This is a genomic window from uncultured Bifidobacterium sp. (assembly GCF_959020155.1).
In the GTDB taxonomy this organism is placed as follows: Bacteria; Actinomycetota; Actinomycetes; order Actinomycetales; family Bifidobacteriaceae; genus Bifidobacterium.
In genome coordinates this window covers 1-20,645 of the sequence record NZ_CAUERC010000029.1, presented here as the reverse complement: position 1 = coordinate 20,645, position 20,645 = coordinate 1, and the positions used below count along the sequence as shown (strand labels likewise).

General features: G+C 59.7%; 18 protein-coding genes and 1 pseudogene. 3 read left to right on the top strand and 16 right to left on the bottom strand.

Translation table 11 applies throughout. The features are described 5' to 3' along the window. Positions 1 to 771, top strand: a 771-nt coding sequence (locus tag Q5H31_RS06985) for an aminotransferase class I/II-fold pyridoxal phosphate-dependent enzyme (RefSeq protein ID WP_302457626.1), incomplete at its 5' end; no start/stop codon positions are given. Positions 772 to 920: 149 nt separating this feature from the next. Further along, positions 921 to 1,439, top strand: a pseudogene (locus tag Q5H31_RS06980) (hypothetical protein); the annotation flags it as partial. Between the two features lie 59 nt (positions 1,440 to 1,498). Here the strand turns inward: Q5H31_RS06980 and Q5H31_RS06975 are convergent. The 12 genes from Q5H31_RS06975 to Q5H31_RS06920 form a co-directional block, all read right to left on the bottom strand. Next, positions 1,499 to 2,509 carry a LacI family DNA-binding transcriptional regulator gene (locus Q5H31_RS06975; RefSeq protein ID WP_065452870.1) on the bottom strand — a complete coding sequence of 337 codons (1,011 nt, stop codon included), beginning with the start codon at positions 2,507 to 2,509 and terminating at the stop codon, positions 1,499 to 1,501. Positions 2,510 to 2,655: 146 nt separating this feature from the next. Continuing rightward, positions 2,656 to 4,101 carry an MFS transporter gene (locus tag Q5H31_RS06970; RefSeq protein ID WP_007054955.1) on the bottom strand — a complete coding sequence of 482 codons (1,446 nt, stop codon included), beginning with the start codon at positions 4,099 to 4,101 and terminating at the stop codon, positions 2,656 to 2,658. Between the two features lie 39 nt (positions 4,102 to 4,140). Beyond that, positions 4,141 to 5,043, bottom strand: a complete 903-nt coding sequence (locus Q5H31_RS06965) for a ribokinase (RefSeq protein ID WP_007057176.1) — start codon at positions 5,041 to 5,043, stop codon at positions 4,141 to 4,143. Beyond that, positions 5,043 to 6,248, bottom strand: coding sequence for an iron-containing alcohol dehydrogenase (locus Q5H31_RS06960; protein WP_013410708.1), 1,206 nt, complete (start codon positions 6,246 to 6,248; stop codon positions 5,043 to 5,045). The genes Q5H31_RS06965 and Q5H31_RS06960 overlap by 1 nt, the downstream gene beginning before the upstream one ends. Beyond that, positions 6,245 to 6,931 carry an HAD family hydrolase gene (locus tag Q5H31_RS06955; RefSeq protein ID WP_007053930.1) on the bottom strand — a complete coding sequence of 229 codons (687 nt, stop codon included), beginning with the start codon at positions 6,929 to 6,931 and terminating at the stop codon, positions 6,245 to 6,247. The genes Q5H31_RS06960 and Q5H31_RS06955 overlap by 4 nt, the downstream gene beginning before the upstream one ends. 123 nt (positions 6,932 to 7,054) lie before the next feature. Then, entirely contained in the window at positions 7,055 to 8,038 is a 984-nt protein-coding gene (locus tag Q5H31_RS06950; protein ID WP_007054969.1) for a nucleoside hydrolase, read from the bottom strand. A gap of 55 nt (positions 8,039 to 8,093) precedes the next feature. Then, the gene (locus Q5H31_RS06945) at positions 8,094 to 9,050 is read right to left on the bottom strand and encodes a carbohydrate kinase family protein (protein WP_118068514.1); all 957 of its coding nucleotides are present in this window, start codon (positions 9,048 to 9,050) and stop codon (positions 8,094 to 8,096) included. Continuing rightward, positions 9,043 to 9,744: a phosphoribosylanthranilate isomerase gene (locus Q5H31_RS06940; protein ID WP_007053927.1), complete on the bottom strand. Its 702-nt coding sequence runs from the start codon at positions 9,742 to 9,744 to the stop codon at positions 9,043 to 9,045. The genes Q5H31_RS06945 and Q5H31_RS06940 overlap by 8 nt, the downstream gene beginning before the upstream one ends. After that, entirely contained in the window at positions 9,737 to 10,552 is an 816-nt protein-coding gene (locus Q5H31_RS06935) for an energy-coupling factor ABC transporter ATP-binding protein (RefSeq protein WP_187400807.1), read from the bottom strand. The genes Q5H31_RS06940 and Q5H31_RS06935 overlap by 8 nt, the downstream gene beginning before the upstream one ends. Further along, positions 10,549 to 11,379, bottom strand: coding sequence for an energy-coupling factor ABC transporter ATP-binding protein (locus Q5H31_RS06930; protein ID WP_007054963.1), 831 nt, complete (start codon positions 11,377 to 11,379; stop codon positions 10,549 to 10,551). The genes Q5H31_RS06935 and Q5H31_RS06930 overlap by 4 nt, the downstream gene beginning before the upstream one ends. Beyond that, entirely contained in the window at positions 11,380 to 12,192 is an 813-nt protein-coding gene (locus Q5H31_RS06925) for an energy-coupling factor transporter transmembrane component T (RefSeq protein WP_007054965.1), read from the bottom strand. Between the two features lie 3 nt (positions 12,193 to 12,195). Continuing rightward, positions 12,196 to 12,849 (bottom strand): ECF transporter S component, encoded by a 654-nt coding sequence (locus Q5H31_RS06920; protein ID WP_007054960.1) that lies wholly within the window; start codon positions 12,847 to 12,849, stop codon positions 12,196 to 12,198. Between the two features lie 256 nt (positions 12,850 to 13,105). Here Q5H31_RS06920 and Q5H31_RS06915 point away from each other — a divergent pair, with 256 nt between their 5' ends. After that, the gene (locus tag Q5H31_RS06915) at positions 13,106 to 14,986 is read left to right on the top strand and encodes a PfkB family carbohydrate kinase (protein ID WP_007053922.1); all 1,881 of its coding nucleotides are present in this window, start codon (positions 13,106 to 13,108) and stop codon (positions 14,984 to 14,986) included. 124 nt (positions 14,987 to 15,110) lie between these two features. Here Q5H31_RS06915 and Q5H31_RS06910 read toward each other — a convergent pair whose 3' ends face one another. The 4 genes from Q5H31_RS06910 to Q5H31_RS06895 form a co-directional block, all read right to left on the bottom strand. Continuing rightward, entirely contained in the window at positions 15,111 to 17,126 is a 2,016-nt protein-coding gene (locus Q5H31_RS06910) for an ABC transporter ATP-binding protein (RefSeq protein WP_187400808.1), read from the bottom strand. Beyond that, positions 17,123 to 19,081, bottom strand: a complete 1,959-nt coding sequence (locus Q5H31_RS06905) for an ABC transporter ATP-binding protein (protein WP_302457625.1) — start codon at positions 19,079 to 19,081, stop codon at positions 17,123 to 17,125. Before Q5H31_RS06905 ends, Q5H31_RS06910 begins: the two co-directional genes overlap by 4 nt. Continuing rightward, on the bottom strand, positions 19,078 to 19,611 hold the full coding sequence (locus Q5H31_RS06900; RefSeq protein WP_007055872.1) for a MarR family winged helix-turn-helix transcriptional regulator: 534 nt from the start codon (positions 19,609 to 19,611) through the stop codon (positions 19,078 to 19,080). The genes Q5H31_RS06905 and Q5H31_RS06900 overlap by 4 nt, the downstream gene beginning before the upstream one ends. Before the next feature lie 221 nt (positions 19,612 to 19,832). Continuing rightward, positions 19,833 to 20,645 (bottom strand): glycoside hydrolase family 3 protein (locus Q5H31_RS06895; protein WP_302457624.1); only part of this gene is annotated, 813 nt, incomplete at its 5' end.

The following is a 20,645-nucleotide window of genomic DNA, read 5'->3' as shown; positions in this document are numbered from 1 at the left end:
CCGCTCACGCTGGACGAGCGCGGCGTATGGCGCATGGATTACGAGGATATGGACAGGAAGCTCAAGGAGCATCACATCCACGTGGCCGTGTTCTGCAGCCCTCACAATCCTTGCGGGCGCGTGTGGGAACGTTGGGAAATCGAGAAGGCCATGGAAGTGTACAAGGCCAACGATTGCGTGGTCATTTCCGACGAGATTTGGTCCGATTTGACTCTGGGGAACCACCAGCACATCCCCACCCAATCGGTCAGCGAGGACGCACGCAACAGGACCGTGGCGTTCTACGCGCCCAGCAAGACCTTCAATCTCGCCGGACTGGTGGGAAGCTACCACATCATCTACAATCCCACGCTCCGGGACCGTATCGTGGCCAAAAGCTCGAAATGCCACTACAACGACATGAACGTGCTTTCCATGCACGCGCTGATCGGCGCCTACCGGCCCGAAGGCCATGAGTGGCTCGACGAATTGAAGGCGGTGCTCACCGGCAACGTCGATTACGCCTACGACTACATCACCGGGCATTTCCAAGGCGTAAGTCTGGCCAAACCGGAAGGCACCTACATGCTGCTGCTCGACTGCGAGCAGTGGTGCGAACGCCACGGCCTGAGCCTGCCTGAGTTGGAGAAACGCGGCTGGGATGTGGGCGTCGCATGGCAGGACGGCGACATGTTCCAGGCCCCCTACAGCATCCGCGTCAATCTCGCATTGCCCTTGAGCCGCGTCAAGGAGGCCATGCGCCGCCTTGACCAATACGTATTCAACGCGTAAACGGCATGCATCCGCGATTGCGGTGTCCTGGAAAGACGAATGCCGTCAACGAGGTTGGTGCCCGTTGGCGGCATTCGTCATACGTTGGCCGAACCGGGCGAAACCCAAGTTGCCAAGTTGCCGTGCGCTATGAGGTGGATGCCGCCAGCGGACGTGTACATCTGACCGCCCGATATGCCGGTGCCACCGATGCGCCGACGCTGCCGGCATTCGGATTGGAATGGACACTTCCCAAGCAGTACGAGAACCTGCGCTTCCACGGCCTTGGCCCCGAGGAAACCTATCACGACCGTCTGCACGGCGGCAAGCTCGGCATTTTCGAGCGCACCGCGGCCGAAGACAATGCACCGTATCTGGTGCCGCAGGAGACCGGCAACCATGAAGACTTGCGTTGGGCCGAAGTGCTTGACGCCCAAGGACACGGCATGCGTATCAGCCAGGCCGGCAGCGAACATTTCGCGGCGAGCCTGTTGCCGTACAGCTCGCTCATGCTGGAAGAGGCGACCCACCAGAACGAGTTGCCGCCGGTCCGTCACACGTTCCTGCGCCTGTTGGCCGCGCAAATGGGCGTGGGCGGAGACGATTCATGGGGCGCGCCCGTCCATGAGCAGTACCAGCTGCCCGCCGATCGCGCCTACACGCTCGACGTGAATCTGGAACTGTTCTAACAGCGATAAAGAAGCTCCCTCTGACGAGGGAGCTTCTTTATCGCACAGAGGGAGCTTCTTTATCGTGCTGGTACGAAACTGTCACGCACCACTAGGGTGGTGGAGATGAAGGTGTGGTGGTGCAGCGTGCGCCGACTGGAGATGGCCTCGGCAAGCATCGTAATCGCAGTATCGGCCAGCTCATTCTGGTCGATATCGTAACTGGTCAATGTCGGCGAAGTGTACTGGGCGATGGCCTGGTTATTGATACTGATCACACTGGTATCGCGAGGCACCAGCACTCCCGCAGCGGTAAACGCCTGCAGTACGCCGACTGCAATCGAGTCCGCAGCCACGATGAACGCATCCGGCATGTCATCTCGATGATCGTTAACCGCTTCCTCCCCTAGAGTGCGCCCGGTGTCCACAGTGAACGCGCCTTGCGCGTAAATCAGGCCTTCCGCATCCAGCCCCAAACGCTCGGTCCAATTGCGGAATGCGGTTAATCGGCCGTCTTCCGGATATTCGTGCAAACCCATCGTGAAGCCAGTACCGCCGATATAGCCGATGCGTCGTTTGCCCGAGGACACCAACATATCCAATGCGTCCAAAATGGTTTGGCTTAAATCCGGTTGTACCGAATCGAACAGGCTGGGCGCAGGATTGATGTCGATGAATACGCCATAGGGCAATACCAGATGGAGCTTCAACAGTCTATCCGAAGAGAGTACGGACGGTCCGATGGAGATGAAGCCGTCGAAATCACCGGCGTCGGCAATCAGATCGTCGATATGGGAAAACGACGTGAGTTCCATGTGCTGGGCTCTGGCATTGTCGCCGAGCACGGACCGTAGTTTATCGAAATAGGCGTCCGCCAGTTCTTCCTCGCGGGTGGCGTTGTCGAGTACGGCCACACGGCGTGGCAATGCGATACGGCGTGATCCGATAGCGTAGCCAAGCTGCTCGCTGACCTCGATGATGCGACGTCGCGTCTCCTCTTTGACGGACAATGTCGGGTCCCCATTGAGCAGCCGGGATACCGTGGCCTGCGAGAAGCCTGATTTCTGTGCGATTTCCTTCATCGTGACCATGACATCATCCCCTCAATGCAAACATTACGTAGTACTTCAGTAAATTACTTTACTACTTAGCGTAACGCGCAAAGCCCGCAACCGGAATACACCGGTCACGGGCTTTGCGATATCAATGTCACATCAGCAGACGATATGACCTGATGTCAGCTCTCGTCTTCGGCGACGCGGGAGCGGCTGTAGATCATCTTCATCGAGCAGATGAAGATAACCATCGCACCCAGGACGATGATGCCGCCGACCATGAAGACGTTGGCATAGGTCGAGGCCGGACCGGATTCGGTGCCGAACAGTGAGCCGCCGCTCATCGCGCCATTGGCCATGAGCTGGCCGAAGATCGCGACACCGACCGAACCGGTGATGGCCTGCATCAGATCGTTGAAGCCCAATGCACGTCCGGATTCCTCGGCCTCCACGGTCAGCGTTGCGGTATCCACAATCGGCTGGTAGAAGAACGAGGTGCCGAAGTAGTAGATGCACGGCGCCACGGCAAGAGCCCAGATCTGGCCCATCGGAATCAGGAACGCAACGGCGATCAGGCCACCGCCCATGCAGGCGAGCGCCAGAATGATGGAGGCCTTGCGGCCGATCTTCTGGATGATCGGGCCAGCGGCGAAGCCCATGATGGCGGCGAGGATGATCGACCACACCAGCAGGTTGGAGACCTGGGAGGAGTCGATGCCGTACACGTTCAGGCCGATGGCGTTGCAGCCGGCGTTCAGGGTGTAGCTGAAGAAGTAGCCGACAAAGATGACGATCATGGTCATCGCGAAGGCCGGGTTGGTGAGCATCTCCGGGGTGATGAACGGATCCGCGGCCTTGTTGATGTAGACCACGAAGGCCACGCCGGTGACCAGCACCGCGATACCCCAGAAGATGGTCATGTCGGTGAAGAACATGGTCACCGAGCCGGCGAACAGGCCAATGAGCGTGAAGCCGATCACGTCGACGCGCGCGCCCTTGGCATGCTCGTCAGGCAGGTTCTTGGCCAGGATCGGGATGAAGAACACCGCGATGATGCCGATACCGAAGAGGATGCGCCAATCGACAAGGGTCATGTAGCCGGCAAGGAAGACGCCCAGAGCCGCGGCGATACGGAACACGGCGACGAACACGCCGTACCAGATGACTCGCTTCTTCTTCTCGATGTACTTGGAGACGAGCACCAGGAAGATGGAGCCGGAGACCTGCCAGCCTGCGGACTGCACGGTACGGGCGGCGATGACGATCCAGATGCTCAGGTCGCCGAAGCAGCCGAGGATCGAACCGAGCACGAACACGATCGTGCCGAGAATCATCATCTTCTTCAGGGACACGAAGTCACCGAGAGAACCGTAGATCACGCACACGATGCCGAGCACGATGCCCGGAATCGAGGTGATCAACGGGGCGAGGTTGGCCTGGCCGAGCTGGTCGCCGATGTTCACATAGATCATGCCGAAAGCCTGCTGCTGCAGCACGCCCATGGTGAAGATGATCAGTACGATCGGAATGGCGATCTTTGCCATCTTGTTCATACGGGCAAACTCTTCGGTGCCCTCCTCAGGCACCGGGATACCGTTCGCCTTCTCCTTGACAGCGGTTTCTGCCATGGTGATTCCTTTCTATTGGTTTGAGTTTGGTGGAATGCCTTATGCGCGAGCGCAAGGAGTAAAAACAGCTACCTCCTCTCGCATGGGAATCGACGGCGCCGCGCCTCTTCTGGATACCGCGAGGGCCGAGGCCTTCGCGGCGAAATCAAGTGCATGGGCGATGGGTTCGCCGGACATCAGGTCGGCAAGGAGATAACCAGTGAAGGTGTCGCCGGCCGCCGTGGTGTCGACCGTGTCGACGAGATAAGCGGACTGCGTGACGACGTGGTCCCCACGCAAATACATCGAACCGCACTCGCCGAGGGTGAGGGCTATATCCGCCTGGGAGAAACGCGCACGCATCGCACGGATCAGTGTCTCCCCATCTTCTTCGGCCCCTGTGAGCATCGCCGCCTCGCCCTCATTGAGTACAAAACAGCCGATGGCATCAAGATCGACTTCGTCGAGCCGCGAGTCAGCCGGCGAGGGATTGAGCACGATGAACATGCCGCGGGCCTTGGCGCGGGACACGATATAGGGCAGTTCGCTGATTTCGTTCTGCAGCAGCAGCCAATCGCCCTTCCCATACCCGTCAAGCACCTGATCGACGAAATCACGGTCGATGGCACGGTTCGCGCCGGGGTACAGCACAATGCAGTTGTCGCCGCTGGCATCGTTTTGGATGATGGCGTTGCCGCTGCGCACATCATCGCGCACTACCACCGAGGTCACGCCCACCGCGCAGGATTCGAGCAGGTCGCGCAGGAACATGCCGTCCCGTCCTACCTGGCCGGCATGGTGCACATCGGCGCCGGCACGAGCCAATGCGATCGATTGATTCAGTCCCTTGCCTCCGGGGAACACGTCGAGCGCATGCGAGGTGATGGTCTGGCCTTTGGCCGCAAAATGATCCACCCCGTACACATAGTCGATGTTCAGCGAGCCGAAATTCAGTATGCGCATCAGGACTCCTTTCCCATGACGGGACCGGTGACAGCCAGTTCGTAGATGCGACGGCAATCGTCGCGATCAAGGCGGGCAATGGACCCGATGGTGGCGTCCGGCCCGTAGAAATCGATGTTGTCCAACATGCGTTCGATGCCGTCGCCCGGCAGATCGAAGTCCTTGAAGGAAACAGGCATGCCTAGCGAGCGGAAGAACGATTCCGTTGCGGCGATGCCACGCCGGGCCAGTTCGGTTTCGTTCATCGAGCCGGGCCTGATGCCGAATACCTCAGTGGCGTATCGCGCGAAACGGAACGGGGCCTTCTCGCTGGCCACGCGCATCCAAGATCCCATGATGATTGACAGGGTGGCCCCGTGAGGGGTGTCGTATAGCGCGCTCAGCTCGTTGGCAATCAGGTGGGTGGACCAGTCCTGTTCACGACCCACGCCGAGGGTGTTGTTCTGCGCGATGGTGGAGATCCACATGATTTGCGCTCGCAAGTCGTAATCGGCAAGGTCGGCCAACGATTTCGGGCCGACATCGACCAAGGTGCGCAATGCGCCTTCGGCCATACGGTCGATTACGCCGATCTCGTTGTCGGCGCTGAAATACCGTTCGCAGATGTGGGAGAACATGTCCACAATGCCGCAGGCAGTGGGGAACGCCGGCACCGTGACGCTGAGTTCGGGGTTCATGAACGCGAATGCCGGCCGGAGTACTGGTTCGCTCAGCGTGAGCTTGGAATGCTCATGCTCATTGTTGATGACGGCGACCTGGCTGGATTCGCTGCCCGATGCCGGGCACGTCAGTACCACCGCGACGGGAAGGGTGCGATCTACCGGCACTTTGCCGGTGAAATAATCCCATACGTCACGCTCTCCGGCGGCTCCCAGCGCGATTGCCTTGGCCGAATCGATGACGCTGCCTCCGCCGATGGCCACAACGGCGTCGACATTGCGGGCTTTGGCGATGGCGATGCCTTCACGCACCAGCGTCAGTCGGGGATTCGGCTTCACGCCGCCAAGCTCCGTATAGGAAATGCCGGCCCGTCCAAGGCTGCGGCGCACGGCATCTAGCAAGCCGCTGGTTTCCAGATATGCTCCGCCATCATGATGGATGAGCACGCGGGAAACGCCCTTTGCGCCCAGTTCGTCTCCCACTTTGGTTTCGGCGTCGCGCCCGAAAACGAAGGTGGTTCCGATGCATATGGTGAAATCCCTCATATCATGCTCCTTGCGTGTATGACGGTGTCCGTCATGATGTCGTTGAGTTCCGCGATGTCGTGCGCCACATATGCGGGGTTTCTGCTGAGCAACGCGATTTCGTCGCCATCCCCGTATGTGACCGCTATGCAGGAGATGCCGTTGGTCCGTGCAGCTTCGATGTCGCTGAAGGTGTCTCCCACATAGAGGCATTGTCTCGGCGCGATGCCATGCCGTCGAACGATTTCGGCTATCATTTCGACCTTCGTCGCCTCACGGCCGGGTATGGAATCGGGGCAGATCCAATCGTCGAACAGGTTCGCCCAGCCTTTGCTGCCGAGTATGCGCCTCAATGCGCCCTCCGGCTTGTTGGTGACGATGATATTGCGTACGCTATGTCCCTTCAGCTCATTCAGCATGCTCTGAATGCCCGGATAGAGTCTGGTGCGCGAAAAATCATTGAGCGTGCGGTAGTGTACGCGTACATCCTCATCAAATGTCTCCAGATACGCCTCCCCGGGATAGGGGATCACGTGCCGCATGATCTCATCCATCGGATCGGCCAGATTGGCGTCATCGCGCATGTACAGGTCATCGATCGCCCCGCCCGCACGACGCGCGGCGTACGTCAGGGAATTCCACACGTCGCTGCCAGTGTCGGCAAGGGTGCCATCGAAATCCCATAACAGGCATCGGTACTCCATTGGATTTCTCCTTTCGTTCATTCGCATGGCGGTGGTCGATGATTGGAGGCGAGATACCGCCGGCCGGCCAGAAGGGGTTGGAGTCGCCGGCCGGCGGTGGAGGGGGTTGTTCAGGGGCAAGACTCAGTCGTAGTTTTCGAGGGTGCTGTTCAGTAGGTCGACGAATCCGGGGAAGTCGAGTTCCAGCGCGGCTTCCGCATTCGGCTCTTCGCCGCGATAGCCCATCGTCGGCGTGCGTTCAAGATCCACGGCAGGCACGGTACCGCGCAGATGACGGTAGTCGCACACGGTCATACCGCGGGTAAGTGCGCCGTGCAGCTCGATATCGATATGCATCGGGACCGCAGTGATCAGCGACGGGTCGATAACCCATGCCACCGCGCATGCGTCGTGCATGGTGGCGCCCGTCAGCTCGGACTCCTCCTCGCATGCGCCGATGAAGAAATCGGTCAGATCGGCGGCCAGGTTCGCGGCCTTGGTGCCGATCTCACGGAACTTGGCTACGTGCTTGGCGGTCAGCTCGCATTGACGGGTCAGGTTGATGCCAGTCATCTTGACGTGCATACCGGAGTTGAACACGCGCGATGCCGCCTCGGGGTCGACGAAGATGTTGAATTCGGCGGCAGGGGTCCAGTTGCCGTAGGTGACGGACCCGCCCATGATGCACAGCTCCTTGACCCGTTCCACGATGCGCGGCTCACGGTTGATGGCGGAGGCGATGTTGGTCAGCGGACCGGTGGCGATCAGCGTCACGTCATCCGTGCTCATTACGGTGTCGACGATGAAGTCGACCGCATGCTTGTTCTGTGCGGCGTGCGTCGGCTCCGGCAGCACGGGACCGTCCAGACCAGTCTCGCCGTGGAACTGCGGTGCGGTGACCAGCGGTGCGACCATCGGGCAGCTGTGCCCCGGATATACGCCGATGCGGTCCGCCACGCCAAGGACCTCAAGCACCTTGATGGCATTGCGGGTCACGTTCTCCAGTGTGCAGTTGCCGCCAATGGTCGTGATACCCAGCACGTCGAGGTGCTGCACGGCGAGCATGATGCCGAACGCGTCATCGTGTCCGGGATCGCAGTCAAGGATGACCTTCTTCTTGTTTTCCATAGGGATACCTCCGTTGGTTGTGTTCTTTGGATTGGTCGTTATTCGGGCATGGCGTTCAGCCGGTTTGCCCGGCGAGGAACTCGTGCAGCTGTGCAGCGTCCGGCGAGGAACGTGCCCCGCGACGGGCCACTTTGTATGCGGAGACGGCATTGCCCTCTCGCAATGATTCGGCGAGGGAGGCTCCGGCGAGTCTGGCAGCGATGAAACCGGCGTTATAGACGTCCCCCGCTCCGATGGTGTCTTCGACGTTCACCCGGAACGCCGGGCTTTCCGTCAGGCCGTCTTGCGTAAGACCGATCGATCCTCGGGCGCCGTCCCGGACGATGACGGTCCGGCCGTCCACCGCATAGGCCGTGGCGTTGCCCATCATGTCGTCGTCGCCTAAATAGGCGAACTCGTCCGGCCCTGATCCCAGCAGATAATCGACATTCGGAATAATGCGTTCGAGTGCAGCCGCGAAATCGGGGTCGAGCACGCCGTCGTCCACACGCAGGTTCAGGTCGAAAGATGTAGGGACTCCGGCATCGTGGGCCTGTTCGAAGATGCGGATGATCGTCTCCCTAGCGCTGGTGTCGTAGGTCAGGCACATGCCCGAGGAGTGGACCCAATCCGCCTCACGAATCATGTGCATCGGCACAAGGTTTTCGTCGAGCACCTTGAACGATTGCCGTTCGCGAGGCCATCCCCACAGGTACCTCTCTCCGTGGTCGTCCACGAAAGCGAATACGCCGACCGTGCTCAGGGTCGAATCCGCAACCAGCCCGGTCACGTCCACGCCCGCATCCTTGAAGTCCTGCATAACGAAACGCCCGTACTGATCATCTCCCACGGTGCCCACGAACGATACATCCAGGCCGAGCTTCGCCAACGCCACGGCCGTGTTCGCCGAGGTTCCTCCTCCCTCGATGCCGATCTGCGGATATTCGACCTGCGTGCGCTCCTCGTTGAGAAAACGCGGATAGGGCACGATGATATCCACATTGGCATCGCCGACGACAACGACCTTAGGCATCTTTGGCCGCCTTGATAAAAGCCTCGACCTTGGCCGGGTCCTTGCACCGATCCGTATCGGCGCGATCATCGTCGTAATTGGTCAGGGAGAACGAGTCGACGCCATACGGGTGCGTGGCATAAATCGCCTCGGCCACATTGGAGGCGTCCAGACCGCCGGCGATGATGCACGGCACGTCGGTGGCCTCGATGATGGCCCGGTCGATGGCCCGGTCATGGGTCAGGCCGGTCGCTCCGATGTCTCCGGCAGCAGGTGCTTTGGTGTCGATGAGGAAGAAGTCGGAAACCGGCTCATAGTCCTTCACATACTGCATGACCTTCTGTTCGTCGAGAGGCACTCCGGCTAGCACCGGGATGGCCTGCATGATCTTCAGTTCGGGGAACCGGCTCTTAAGTTCCGCCACTTCGGCCGGACTGATGCCTTCGATGTCGCCGGACAGGTGCAACACGTCGGGCATGGCTTCGCGCAGGTTCTCGCTGATTTCGTCGATGTCTTCGGCGACGGTCAGGCCTATGCGCACGGCTTGTGGTTGCACGCCTTCGAAGATTTCCCTGGCCCGTTCGCAATCGAGCTGACCGGGCGTCCGCTTGATTTTGCCGTAGGAGACGCCGATATGTTCGCCGCCCATGTCGATTACCATGCGAGCGTCCTCGACATTCCTTATTCCATAGATTTGAGCAATGACATCAGCCACGATGGTTCCTTTCCTGAGCAATGGCGTTGATGAACGCGGGGACGGAGAATACCGTCTCCTTGAGGCCTGCACCCTGAGCCACTCGGGTGACGGGCGGCGGCGTCACGAAGGAACGCCGAAGTGTGTCGGTCTGGGCAAACACCTCGCGGGCCTGGCCATCGAGCAGCACGCGGCCGTGGTACATCACGATGACACGGGAGAAGTTCGCGGTGACGAATTTCATGTCGTGCGAAATCGTGATGCAGAGTCTGCCTTGTGCTTTCAGACGTTCGATGATGCGTGCAAGGCGGGCGTTGCCCGACGCATCCTGACCGCACGTTGGCTCGTCGAAAATCACCACGGATGGGTCCATCATGATGACGGCACCGATTGTGCAGAATTTCTTCTCGGTGGGCGTCAGGTCGAATGGGTGCACGTCGAGCTTTTTGGTGAGGCCTACCAGCTCGGCGATGCTGTCCACGCGATGCGCGATGTCCTGATCGCTCATGCCGATCTGGCGCGGACCGAATTCGAATTCCTTGCGGACGCTTTCCAGAAACAGCTGATCGTCGGGATTCTGAAAGACATAGCCCACGCTGCGAGACCATTCGGCGGTGCTGCGCTCATTGACGTCAATGCCATCAATCAGCACTTTGCCTCCGGTGGGGTGCAGAATGCCGTTGAAATGCTTGACCAGCGTGGTCTTCCCTGCACCGTTCTGCCCTATGATCGCCACCGGCTCGTTGCCGTCAAGTGTCAAGTCCACTCCGTCAAGGGCCTTGTCCCCTCCGGGATAGGCGTGCTCCAGTGCCTGCAACTCGATTTTCATGAGAGCGCCTCCTTGGCCATGCGGATGGCCGGCTCCTCGGTAATGGCAATCGGGCCACCGAGCGCACGGGTGATCTTCACGTAATCGGGCACTTCCACGCCATGCTCTTCGATCGCCGGATCGGAGAACACCTCCATCGGAGAGCCAAGGGCCACGACTTCGCCTCGCTCGAGCACCATGACGGTATCCGCGTATCGTGCCACTCGCTCCATGTCATGGTCGACCATGATGACGGTGACGCCGTCCGCATTGAGCTGTTTGACGATGTCGAAAATCTCCTCGCTGCCCATCGGGTCGAGCTGCGTGGTGCACTCGTCAAGCACCAGAATGCGCGGTTCCATGATGAAAGTGGATCCGAAAGCCACACGCTGCACCTGTCCACCCGACAGTTCCAGCGGGTTCTTGTCTAGAATGTGGTCGATGCGCATCAATTTCGCCACAGCTTCGACGCGGTCGATCATCTGCGCTCTGGGCACACCGTGGTTGCCTAATCCGTAGGCCAGCTCTTCGGCGACGGTCCCGGCGGTGTAGGACAGCTGGTTGAACGGGTTCTGAAACACCAGGCCGATGGTCTTCGACAGTTCGGCGATGGTCGAATCGGCGACATCGGTCCCGTCAATTAGGATGTGTCCAGCCCCCGGCCCCACGAAATAGTGCGGGATCAGGCCGACGAGCGCATTGCATAACGTGGATTTGCCTGCCCCATTCGCGCCGATGATGGTGAAGAAGCTGCCTTCCTCGACCTGGAAGTCCACGTGTTTGACGGCCCGACGCTTGGTGTCGCGGTACTTGAAGGAGAAATCCTTGACCTCTACTATCGGACTCATTCACTTGCCTCCCCACGAGACCGGCAACGGAATCACACCGATGCGGATGCATACGGAAACGGCGACCACGGCGATCAGAAACAGGACGAAGATCCAATTGAGTACCTTGTCGGCGGCATTCCAGCTGACCTTGACATAACTGGTCTGCTTCACTCCAGTAATGCCGAAGCCGCGAGTCTCCAGGGTCATACCCCGCTCCTGGGCGTCGGTCAGCGATGACATGACAACCGGACCAAGCAACGGGATATACGCCTTGATGCGGGCGATGACCCCACCCGATGCATCGAGTCCGCGAGCGGATTGCGCCTCCTGAATCACCGCCATACGTCGTTGCATCTGCGGCACGACATTCAGGCTGGCGAGCACCAGGTATCCGACCTTGGCGCTGAGCCCCACCGAAGTGAGCGCGGATACCATAGCACCGACATAGGTGGTTTTGTTCATGATGTAGAAGCTGCCAAGAAACACCAGCAGGCTCACCACCACTTTGGCCGCATACAGCACGCCTTCGAGCCCCAGTTGAGCGAAGCCAAAATCCAGTAATGCGGTACGGTTCTTGGGACTGTACAGCCCTTGGATGAACATGAGCATCACAGTGACGGGGATGCCGAAACCGAACATTATCTTGGCGAAATCACGCTGTATATGAGCCAAGAACGAGACCACAAGCAGCAACACCACGAGTATCAGACCAAGCGTGAAGTCAGGCCATGCCAATGCGGACAGACCCAAGGCGAACACGGCCGCTATCTTGGTGATCGGATTCAGCTTCCCAATTACGGTGTCATTGATGACCGGCATATGCGACGACATGTCTTACTCGTCTTCTTCTTCGTCATCATCACTCAGCGCATCATTGTCCGAGCCGCCCATGGAGTCGGCCGCATACTGGCTGAGAAAGCGACGGGGAATCTTCTGCACGATCACCCACGCGATGGCGACAGTGATGCCCTTGTCGAGGAGGTTCTCGATCAGCGACGAGGAGATCACCGAGGCGAGAATGTCTTTCATGGCCACGACCAGCGTTGCCGTCAGCACCGATGTACCGTTGACGCCGGTGGCACCGCCGTATACGAATGTGGTGATCAGCGATGCGGAGATCGCATTGACGAACGTGCACACCAGCCAGATGACCACGACGCCCCACTTCTTGTGGAACAGTCCGGCCTTGACCATATAGCCGACGACCAAACCGCACAATACCGACACCGCCGCATAGGGAAGATAGACCGGGTTGGCTACCAGTGCCAGGAAAAGATTGGTCAGCAGGCCGGTCAGGGCCGCGACCCATGGTCCAGACAGGCATGCGACGACGATGGTGCCGATCATGTCGAGGAACAGCGGCAGCTTGAGTGCGGAGCACAGAGTTCCGCCAATGAGATTGATTCCAACCGCGATCGGAATCAGCACCAGGCACTTTGTGGAGAATTGTGCCTTGATCCCTTCCCAGAACGACAGCTTCCTTGCCATGCTGGCCCTCCTTTATTTTCCAACCCTCGGTTTTCCGCAGTGTGCAATCTACATTGTTTGTCTTGCGGAATCTTAGGAAATCATTTTCCTAAAATGTTTTCTTGAGATAAGATTATAGGACGCCAACGTCAGTGTCAACACGGCGGGTCGAGGGTCAAGCAACCCGGACCGAACGGCCCACAATGGCGACGTAGCAAGGAACAGAACGCTACGCCCTTGTACACTGATACAGAGGAAAACAGGCAGGAGGGGAGACATGAACATCAGGGACATCGCACGCATCGCGGGCGTCTCCACCTCGACGGTCTCCAAAATCGTCAACGGCAAGGATTCCAGCATCAGCGAGGAAACCCGCAAGAAGGTCCTGACGATCGTCAAGGAATATCATTACAAGCCATATGCCTCCGCCTCACAGCGCACGCGTAGCTACACCATCGGAGTGCTGCTGCGCTCCCCCATCTCCTTCGATAGCACGCTGGACGGCATCATCCAGGCCGCCCAGAACGCCGGATACGCAACCGATGCCTACAACAGCTATTCCGATCCGGAACGCGAGCTCAAAAACATCGCAGCGATATGCGGCCGCAACGTCGACGGCGTCATCTGGGAACCGGCCACTCCGGACAGCCTCGCCTATGCCTCGCAATTCCCCGAAAGCACCCCACTGCTGACCATAGGACCCAACGGCGGCGACCAGTCACTGCTACTGCCTTATAAAGAAGCGGCCTACAAACTGACCAGCGAGCTCATCGAACGGGGGCACCAACACATCGCCTGCCTAATGACCAAGGGACGCCGCACGCAGGATTTTCTCGAAGGCTTTCGCTCCTGCCTGTTCGATCATCAGCTGCCTTATAGCGACGATCTGGTCTACTACGACCTCAACGACTCGCTGCCCGGCAAAATCGGAAGCCGGGACATCACCGGATTTGTCTCCTCGCATTACCGGCGAGCACTCGAGTTCACGCAGATGATCAGCCCCCTGCATTACCGGCTTCCAGAGGATGCTTCACTTGTCTCCATCAAAAACGACACCGCCGAAGCGCTGGCCTATCCCGGCAACACGGAAATATCTACCTACACCATCCGCAACTCCGACTTCGGCGCCTACCTCTGCGAGAAGCTCATTGCGCAGATAGAGCACGACAAAGAGCAGCATCCCTCGTTCGTACAGGATTTTCATCTCGACAACACCAGCACCATCGCAGCCCCGCCCACTTCCGCCATCAAACATGTGTTGGTCGTCGGCAGCATCAATATTGACCACTATCTGTCAGTGCCGCGGCTACCTCATATCGGGGGTACGGTATCCACCAAATCGGCGGCGCGATACCCCGGGGGCAAAGGGGTCAATCAGGCGATCGGCGCAGCCAAGCTCGGGCACCGCGTTACCCTTATCGGCAATGTCGGCGTCGACAATGGGTCCGATTACATCTTCAAGGCGATGGAACAGCATGGGGTCAATACGGCCGGTGTGCGACGCTGCGCCGGAGAGGACACCGGCTCATCGTTCATATTCCTCGCCCCCAACGGCGAATCGGTCATCGCGATTCTCTCCGGAGCCAACGCGTCGCTCACCCCGGATGACATCACCTCCAACGAACGCCTGTTCGACAATGCCGGATACTGCCTGATACAGACCGAAATACCGTTGGAATCAGCCAAAGTCACCGCGATCACCGCCCGACGGCACCATGCCAAAACCATTATCAAGCCCTCGTCATGCGACTATCTGCCCGACTCCATCGTCGCCAATGCCGACATTCTCGTGCCGAACGAGCACGAACTGGCGATCATCGAAACTGAGGGAAAAACAATGGAGGATAAGGCCGCGCATCTTCTCGAACGCGGCGCGGGCTGCGTCATCGTCACCCAAGGAGAACACGGCTGCTACCTGCGCGGCCAGAATGTCGAGTGCCACTATCCGGCCGCTGACTTCACCCCCGTAGACAGCACCGGAGCCGGCGACGCGTTCATCAGCGCGCTCGCCTCGTATCTGATGTACGGATACACCGTGCGGCAGGCGGTCGAAATCGCCACCTATGCCGCCGGGTACTCAATCACCCGCAAAGGCGTCATACCCTCGCTTATCGACCGGCTCTCGCTGGACGCCTACGTCCATCACAGCGAACAGTAGCGGCACGGGTATCTGTCTTAAGGCAGTTTCCACCGCAGACAATTAAGGGGAACCGCATCTAGTCTGCGGCTCCCCTCAGTCAGCTTCGCTGACAGCTCCCCTCTCTGAGGGGAGCCAAAAAGCACTACTCCAGTTCCACCGCGCCGGTGTACAGCTGGTAGTACTCGCCCTTTTGCGCGATCAGCTCGTCATGCGAACCACGCTCGATGATGTTGCCGTGGTCGAGCACCATGATCACATCGGAATTGCGCACGGTGGACAGGCGGTGGGCGATGACGAAGACCGTACGGCCCTTCATCAGGTTATCCATGCCGGCCTGCACGACCTCCTCGGTACGGGTATCGATGGAGGACGTGGCCTCGTCAAGGATCAGCGCGGGCGGATCGGCCACCGCCGCGCGAGCGATGGAGATCAGCTGGCGCTGGCCCTGGGACAGGCCGGAACCGTCGCCTTCCAGCACCGTGTTGTATCCCTCGGGCAGCATACGGATGAAGCTGTCCGCATTGACCAGACGCGCGGCCTCGATGCATTCCTCATCGGTGGCGTTCAGGCGGCCGTAACGGATGTTGTCCATCACGGTGCCGGTGAACAGGTTCACGTCCTGCAGCACGATGCCCAAAGACCTGCGCAGGTCAGGCTTCTTGATGCCGGCCACGGAGATGCCGTCGTACAGGATCTGGCCGTGCTGGATGTCGTAGAACCGGTTGATGAGGTTGGTCACGGTGGTCTTGCCGGCACCGGTGGCGCCGACGAGCGCGATCTTCTGGCCGGGCTTGGCGAACCAGGTGATGTCGTGCAGCACCGGCTTGTCCGGGTTGTAGCCGAAAGTCACGTTGGTGAAACGCACGTCGCCGCGCAGCAGGGTCAGTCGGCCGTCGGGCGAGGTGATCGCCTGCTCCTTGGCCTTCATCGCCACCTCGCGGGCCGAGCCCTTGAGCTTTTCTGCGGCCTTCAGAGACCTCGTACCGTCGTCGCCGACCTCGCGCTTCCATGCCCAGTGGCCGGTCTCGTGGTCGACTTCGGTCATGGTGCGGCCATCCTCGCCAAGTTCCACGTTCACGAGCGTCACGGTGCCCTTGTCTTCCTCGATGGGTTCGTCCATCAGCTTGAAGATACGGGAGGCACCGGCGAGCGCCATCATCACCATGGTCAGCTGCTGAGAGACCTGACCAATCGGGTTGATGAACGAGCGGGATAGGGTCAGCAGGGAGACGAGCGTGCCGAGGGTGAGCGGCTTGACGCCGGTCAGACCGATGTCGTTGACGCCGGCCAGCGAGACGGCGGCGCCGACGATGGCAAGCAGGATGTAGAGCAGGTAGCCCATGTTGCCGACGACCGGCATGGTGACGTTGCCCCAGGTGTTCGCTTCGGCGGACGCCTCGAAGAGTTCCTCGTTCTTCTCGTCGAAGGTATTCTGGGTGGCGTCTTCATGGTTGAAGACCTTGATGACCTTCTGGCCGTTGACGGATTCCTCCACGAAGGCGTTCACGTCGCCGATCCACTGCTGCTGCTTGACAAAGTAGCGGCCGGAGCGGCTCACGATCTTGCGCACGATGAAGTAGAGCAGAACGGTGAACACGATTACGAACGCGGTGAATGGAATGGACAGCCACAGCATGGACAGCAGCGCCGCGACCGCGGAGATAATCGAGGAGAACATCTGCGGGAACGACTGCGAGATGGCCTGGCGCAGCGTATCGGTGTCGTTGGTGTAGTGGCTCATGATGTCGCCGTGCTCGTGGCTGTCGAAGTAGCGGATCGGCAGCTTCTGCTGGTGGGCGAACATGTCGTCACGAATCTTCTTGAGCGTGCCCTGCTCGACGGTGACGATCAGCCACTGCCACAGCCAGGACGCCACGATGCCGGCCACATACAGGCACGCCATCAGGCTGATGGCCCGCAGCAGCGGGGCCCAGTCGGAGTTCGACTCCCCTACCATCGGCAGGATGTACGTGTCGATGAGCGACTGGAGGAACAGCGCGGAACCGGCCTGCGCGGCGGCACCGACCAAGATGCACACCACGATGGCGATGACACGCCACTTGTACTGGAAGATGTAGCTGAAGATGCGCTTGATGGTTCCGGGGTCGGCTTTGCCCATGTCAGGCTTGCGATTCTTGAAACTCTGGTCGTTGCTCATCGTGCCTCTCCTTCCTTGGTATCGGCTGCATTGGTATCAGCTGCGCTGGTATCGGCCGTGGGCATGGTCACTGTCACCGTCACGGTTTCGGACGGCTCAGCGGTAGATGACTCAGCAACCTGTTCGGCAGCGGCCAGTTCTTCGGGCTTAGCCTGGTTCTTGGTCTGGGATTCGTAGATGGAACGGTATTCATCGCAGGTGGCGAGCAGCTCGTCATGAGTGCCGGATGCCATGATGCGGCCGGAATCCATCACCAGAATCATGTCGGATTCCTGCACGGAGGCCACGCGCTGGGCGATGATGATCTTCGTGGTGTCCGGAATCTCGTTGTGGAACGCGGAACGGATCAGCTTGTCCGTCTTGGTATCGACGGCGCTGGTCGAATCGTCGAGAATCAGAATCTTCGGCTTCTTCAGCAGCGCACGGGCGATGCACAGGCGCTGGCGCTGTCCGCCGGACACATTGGTACCGCCCTGCTCGATGTACGTGTCGTACTTATCGGGGAATTCCTGAACGAATCCATCGGCCTGCGCGAGCTGCGCGGCATGGCGAATCTCTTCATCGGTGGCGTTCGGGTTGCCCCACCTGAGGTTTTCGGCAATAGTGCCGGAGAACAGCACGTTCTTCTGCAACACCATGGCCACCTGATCGCGCAGCGCCTCGAGATCGTAGTCGCGTACATCCACGCCGCCGACCTTCAGCGAACCGGAGCTCACGTCGTACAGTCGCGGCACGAGCTGTACCAGAGACGACTTTGCCGAACCAGTACCGCCGACGATGCCGACGGTCATGCCGGAGCGGATCTTCAGGTTGATGTCGTCAAGCACGGGCTTTTCGGAACTGTCGGAGTAGCGGAAGGTGACATGGTCGAATTCGATGGAGCCGTCGGCCATGTCAGTCACCGGCTGTGCCGGGTTCTGCACCGTGCTTTCCTCCTGCAGCACCTGGCAGATACGCTCGGCAGAAGCCTGAGAAATAATCACCATGACGAAGATCATGGACAGCATCATCATGGCCATAAGGATCTGCATGGCGTAGGTGACCAGTGCGGTCAGGTCGCCGGTGGTCAGGCCCACGGCGGGGTTGTTGCCGGAGGCGACGATCTGCTGCGCGCCCATCCATGCGATGAGGATCATCGAACCGTAGATGCAGATCATCATCAGCGGGCTGTTGAAGCTCATGATGCGCTCAGCCTTGGTGAAGTCCTTGAAGATGCGCTGGGAGATGCGGCCGAACTTGGAGACCTCGAAGGATTCGCGGTTATAGGACTTGACCACGCGGATGCCCTGCAGGTTCTCGTCGACCACGTTGTTCAACGCATCGTAGGTGTGAAACACGCGCTCGAACACCGGATGCACGAGCACGGCCAGACCGCACAGGCCGATGGCCAGAATCGGGATGCAGGCCAGGAACACCAGGGAGATCGACGGGGAGATACGGAACGAGAACAGCCAGGATACGACCACCATAATCGGGGCACGCACGCCCAGACGAATGATCATCATGTAGGCGTTCTGCAGGTTCGTCACGTCGGTGGTCAGTCGGGTCACGATCGAACCGGTGGAGAACCGGTCAATATTGGTGAAGCTGAAGCCCTGCACCTTCTCGAACTGGTCCTTGCGCAGGTTCTTGGCGAAGCCCGCGCCGGCCACGGCCGCGTACTTTCCGGACAGGAAGCCGGCACCCAGCGAAACCATCGAGCACACCAGCAGAATCACGCCGAACTTGACGGTGGCCGGCATGCTGCCACCGGTGATACCCTCATCGATCAGCGAAGCCATGATGGTCGGGATCAGGATCTCCAGGATGCCTTCGACCGTCACGAACACCGGAGCCAGGATGCTGGCTTTCTTGTATTCACGAATCGACTGGCCCAACGTGCGCAGTACATGTTTGGGCTTGTCCGGTTCGACGGCTTTGCGCGCCTGCGCGATTGCCTCTGCGGTATCGCTCATTCGTTCTCCTCCTTCGTGTTAGCAACCTCTGCTCCGTCTTGATCGGGAGCCATCACCACAGGTGACTGAGGGAGTGTTTGATGTTCAAATTCGCGTTGTGCGCGCTCGATGTTCGCACGCATGCGTGCGACGTAGTCGCGCAGAGCGGCCTTCTCGCCATCGGAGAAGCCGCCGACCAGCAACCGTTCGACCCGATCGCCGTTCGCCTTGAGATCGGCGACGATCGCGTCCGCCTTGTCGGTCAGGACGATGCGCTTGCAGCGCGCGTCATGCTCCACCGATTCACGGGCGATCAGGCCCTTCTTCTCCATCAGGGCCAGCACACGCGAGGCGGTGGACCGGGTGATGCAGAATTTCTGTTCGATGGTGTGCTGGTAGATCTCACGACCGCGGTTGCGCGCCAGGAACATGATGATATGCGCGTTGCCGCCGGTGGTTTCCCTAGCGGTTTGCGGCATGCTCTCGCCCAAATAGCGGTCGACGGCTTTGGTTACCGCACGCATTTCGATGCTGAGAATATGCTGATCCATTGTCCTCCGTACCATGCGGGGGCCGTGTGCGTTTGTACCTTCACCCCACATTGTTGTATACGCAACAATTCATGATAAAGAGACCTATATACAACAGTTGCACATACAACAATCGGCGTGTTGTAGTATCTCCAAACAACTGTTGAGCCTAAACAAAGCTGGCTCCCCTCAGGAGAGGGAAGCCAGCTGTATTACGCCGTGCGATTGCCTCGCTTCAGCCCTTACTTCGCGAGCTTGGCGTACTCGTCAACCATGAACTGGGCGATCTTCTTGCCGCCTTCGCCCAGCAGGGTGGGCAGCGAGTTGATCGGCATGGGGTTGAGGAACATGCGCATCATGGCGTTGTCGGGCAGCTTCGTCAGCTCGCCGGCCTCGCCGGCGGCGGCCACGGCGGCCACGATCTTGGCGCCGAACGGATCGGCCTCCCACTCGCCGTAGGTGGACCATTCGGTGAGCGGCTGGGTCTTGCCGTCGCCATCGAGGGCCACGGCAACGGTGTCGGCAATGTCGCGGGAGCTCACGCCCACTTCGATGGCATATTCGCCGGCCTCCACGTGCCAGTCGTTGTATTTTTCGGACCAGTAGGCGAACGCGCGCTCGTCGAGGTCGATGGTCACGGTCTTGGATTCGCCGGCCTTGAGGAACACCTTGGTGAAGCCCTTGAGCTCGTGCTTCGGGCGGGCCACGTCGGCCTTGCCCGGAGCCACGTACACCTGCACGGTTTCGGCGGCATCCACATCGGAGGTGTTGGTCACGGTGGCGGTCACGGTGGCGGTGTTCGCGCCGGTCTTGGCGGCGGCGACGTCATCGATCTCGAATGTGGCGTAGCTCAGGCCGTAGCCGAACGGGTAGTCCACAACCTTGCCGTAGGTGTCGTAGTAGCGATAGCCGACGAACACGCCCTCGCCGTAGTCGACGTGGCCTTCCTCGCCCGGCCAGTTCAGCGTGCTCGGGTCATCGCTGATGTCCAGCGGAATCGACTGGGCGAGCTTGCCGGACGGGCTGACCTGGCCGAAGATCACATCGGCGAGCGC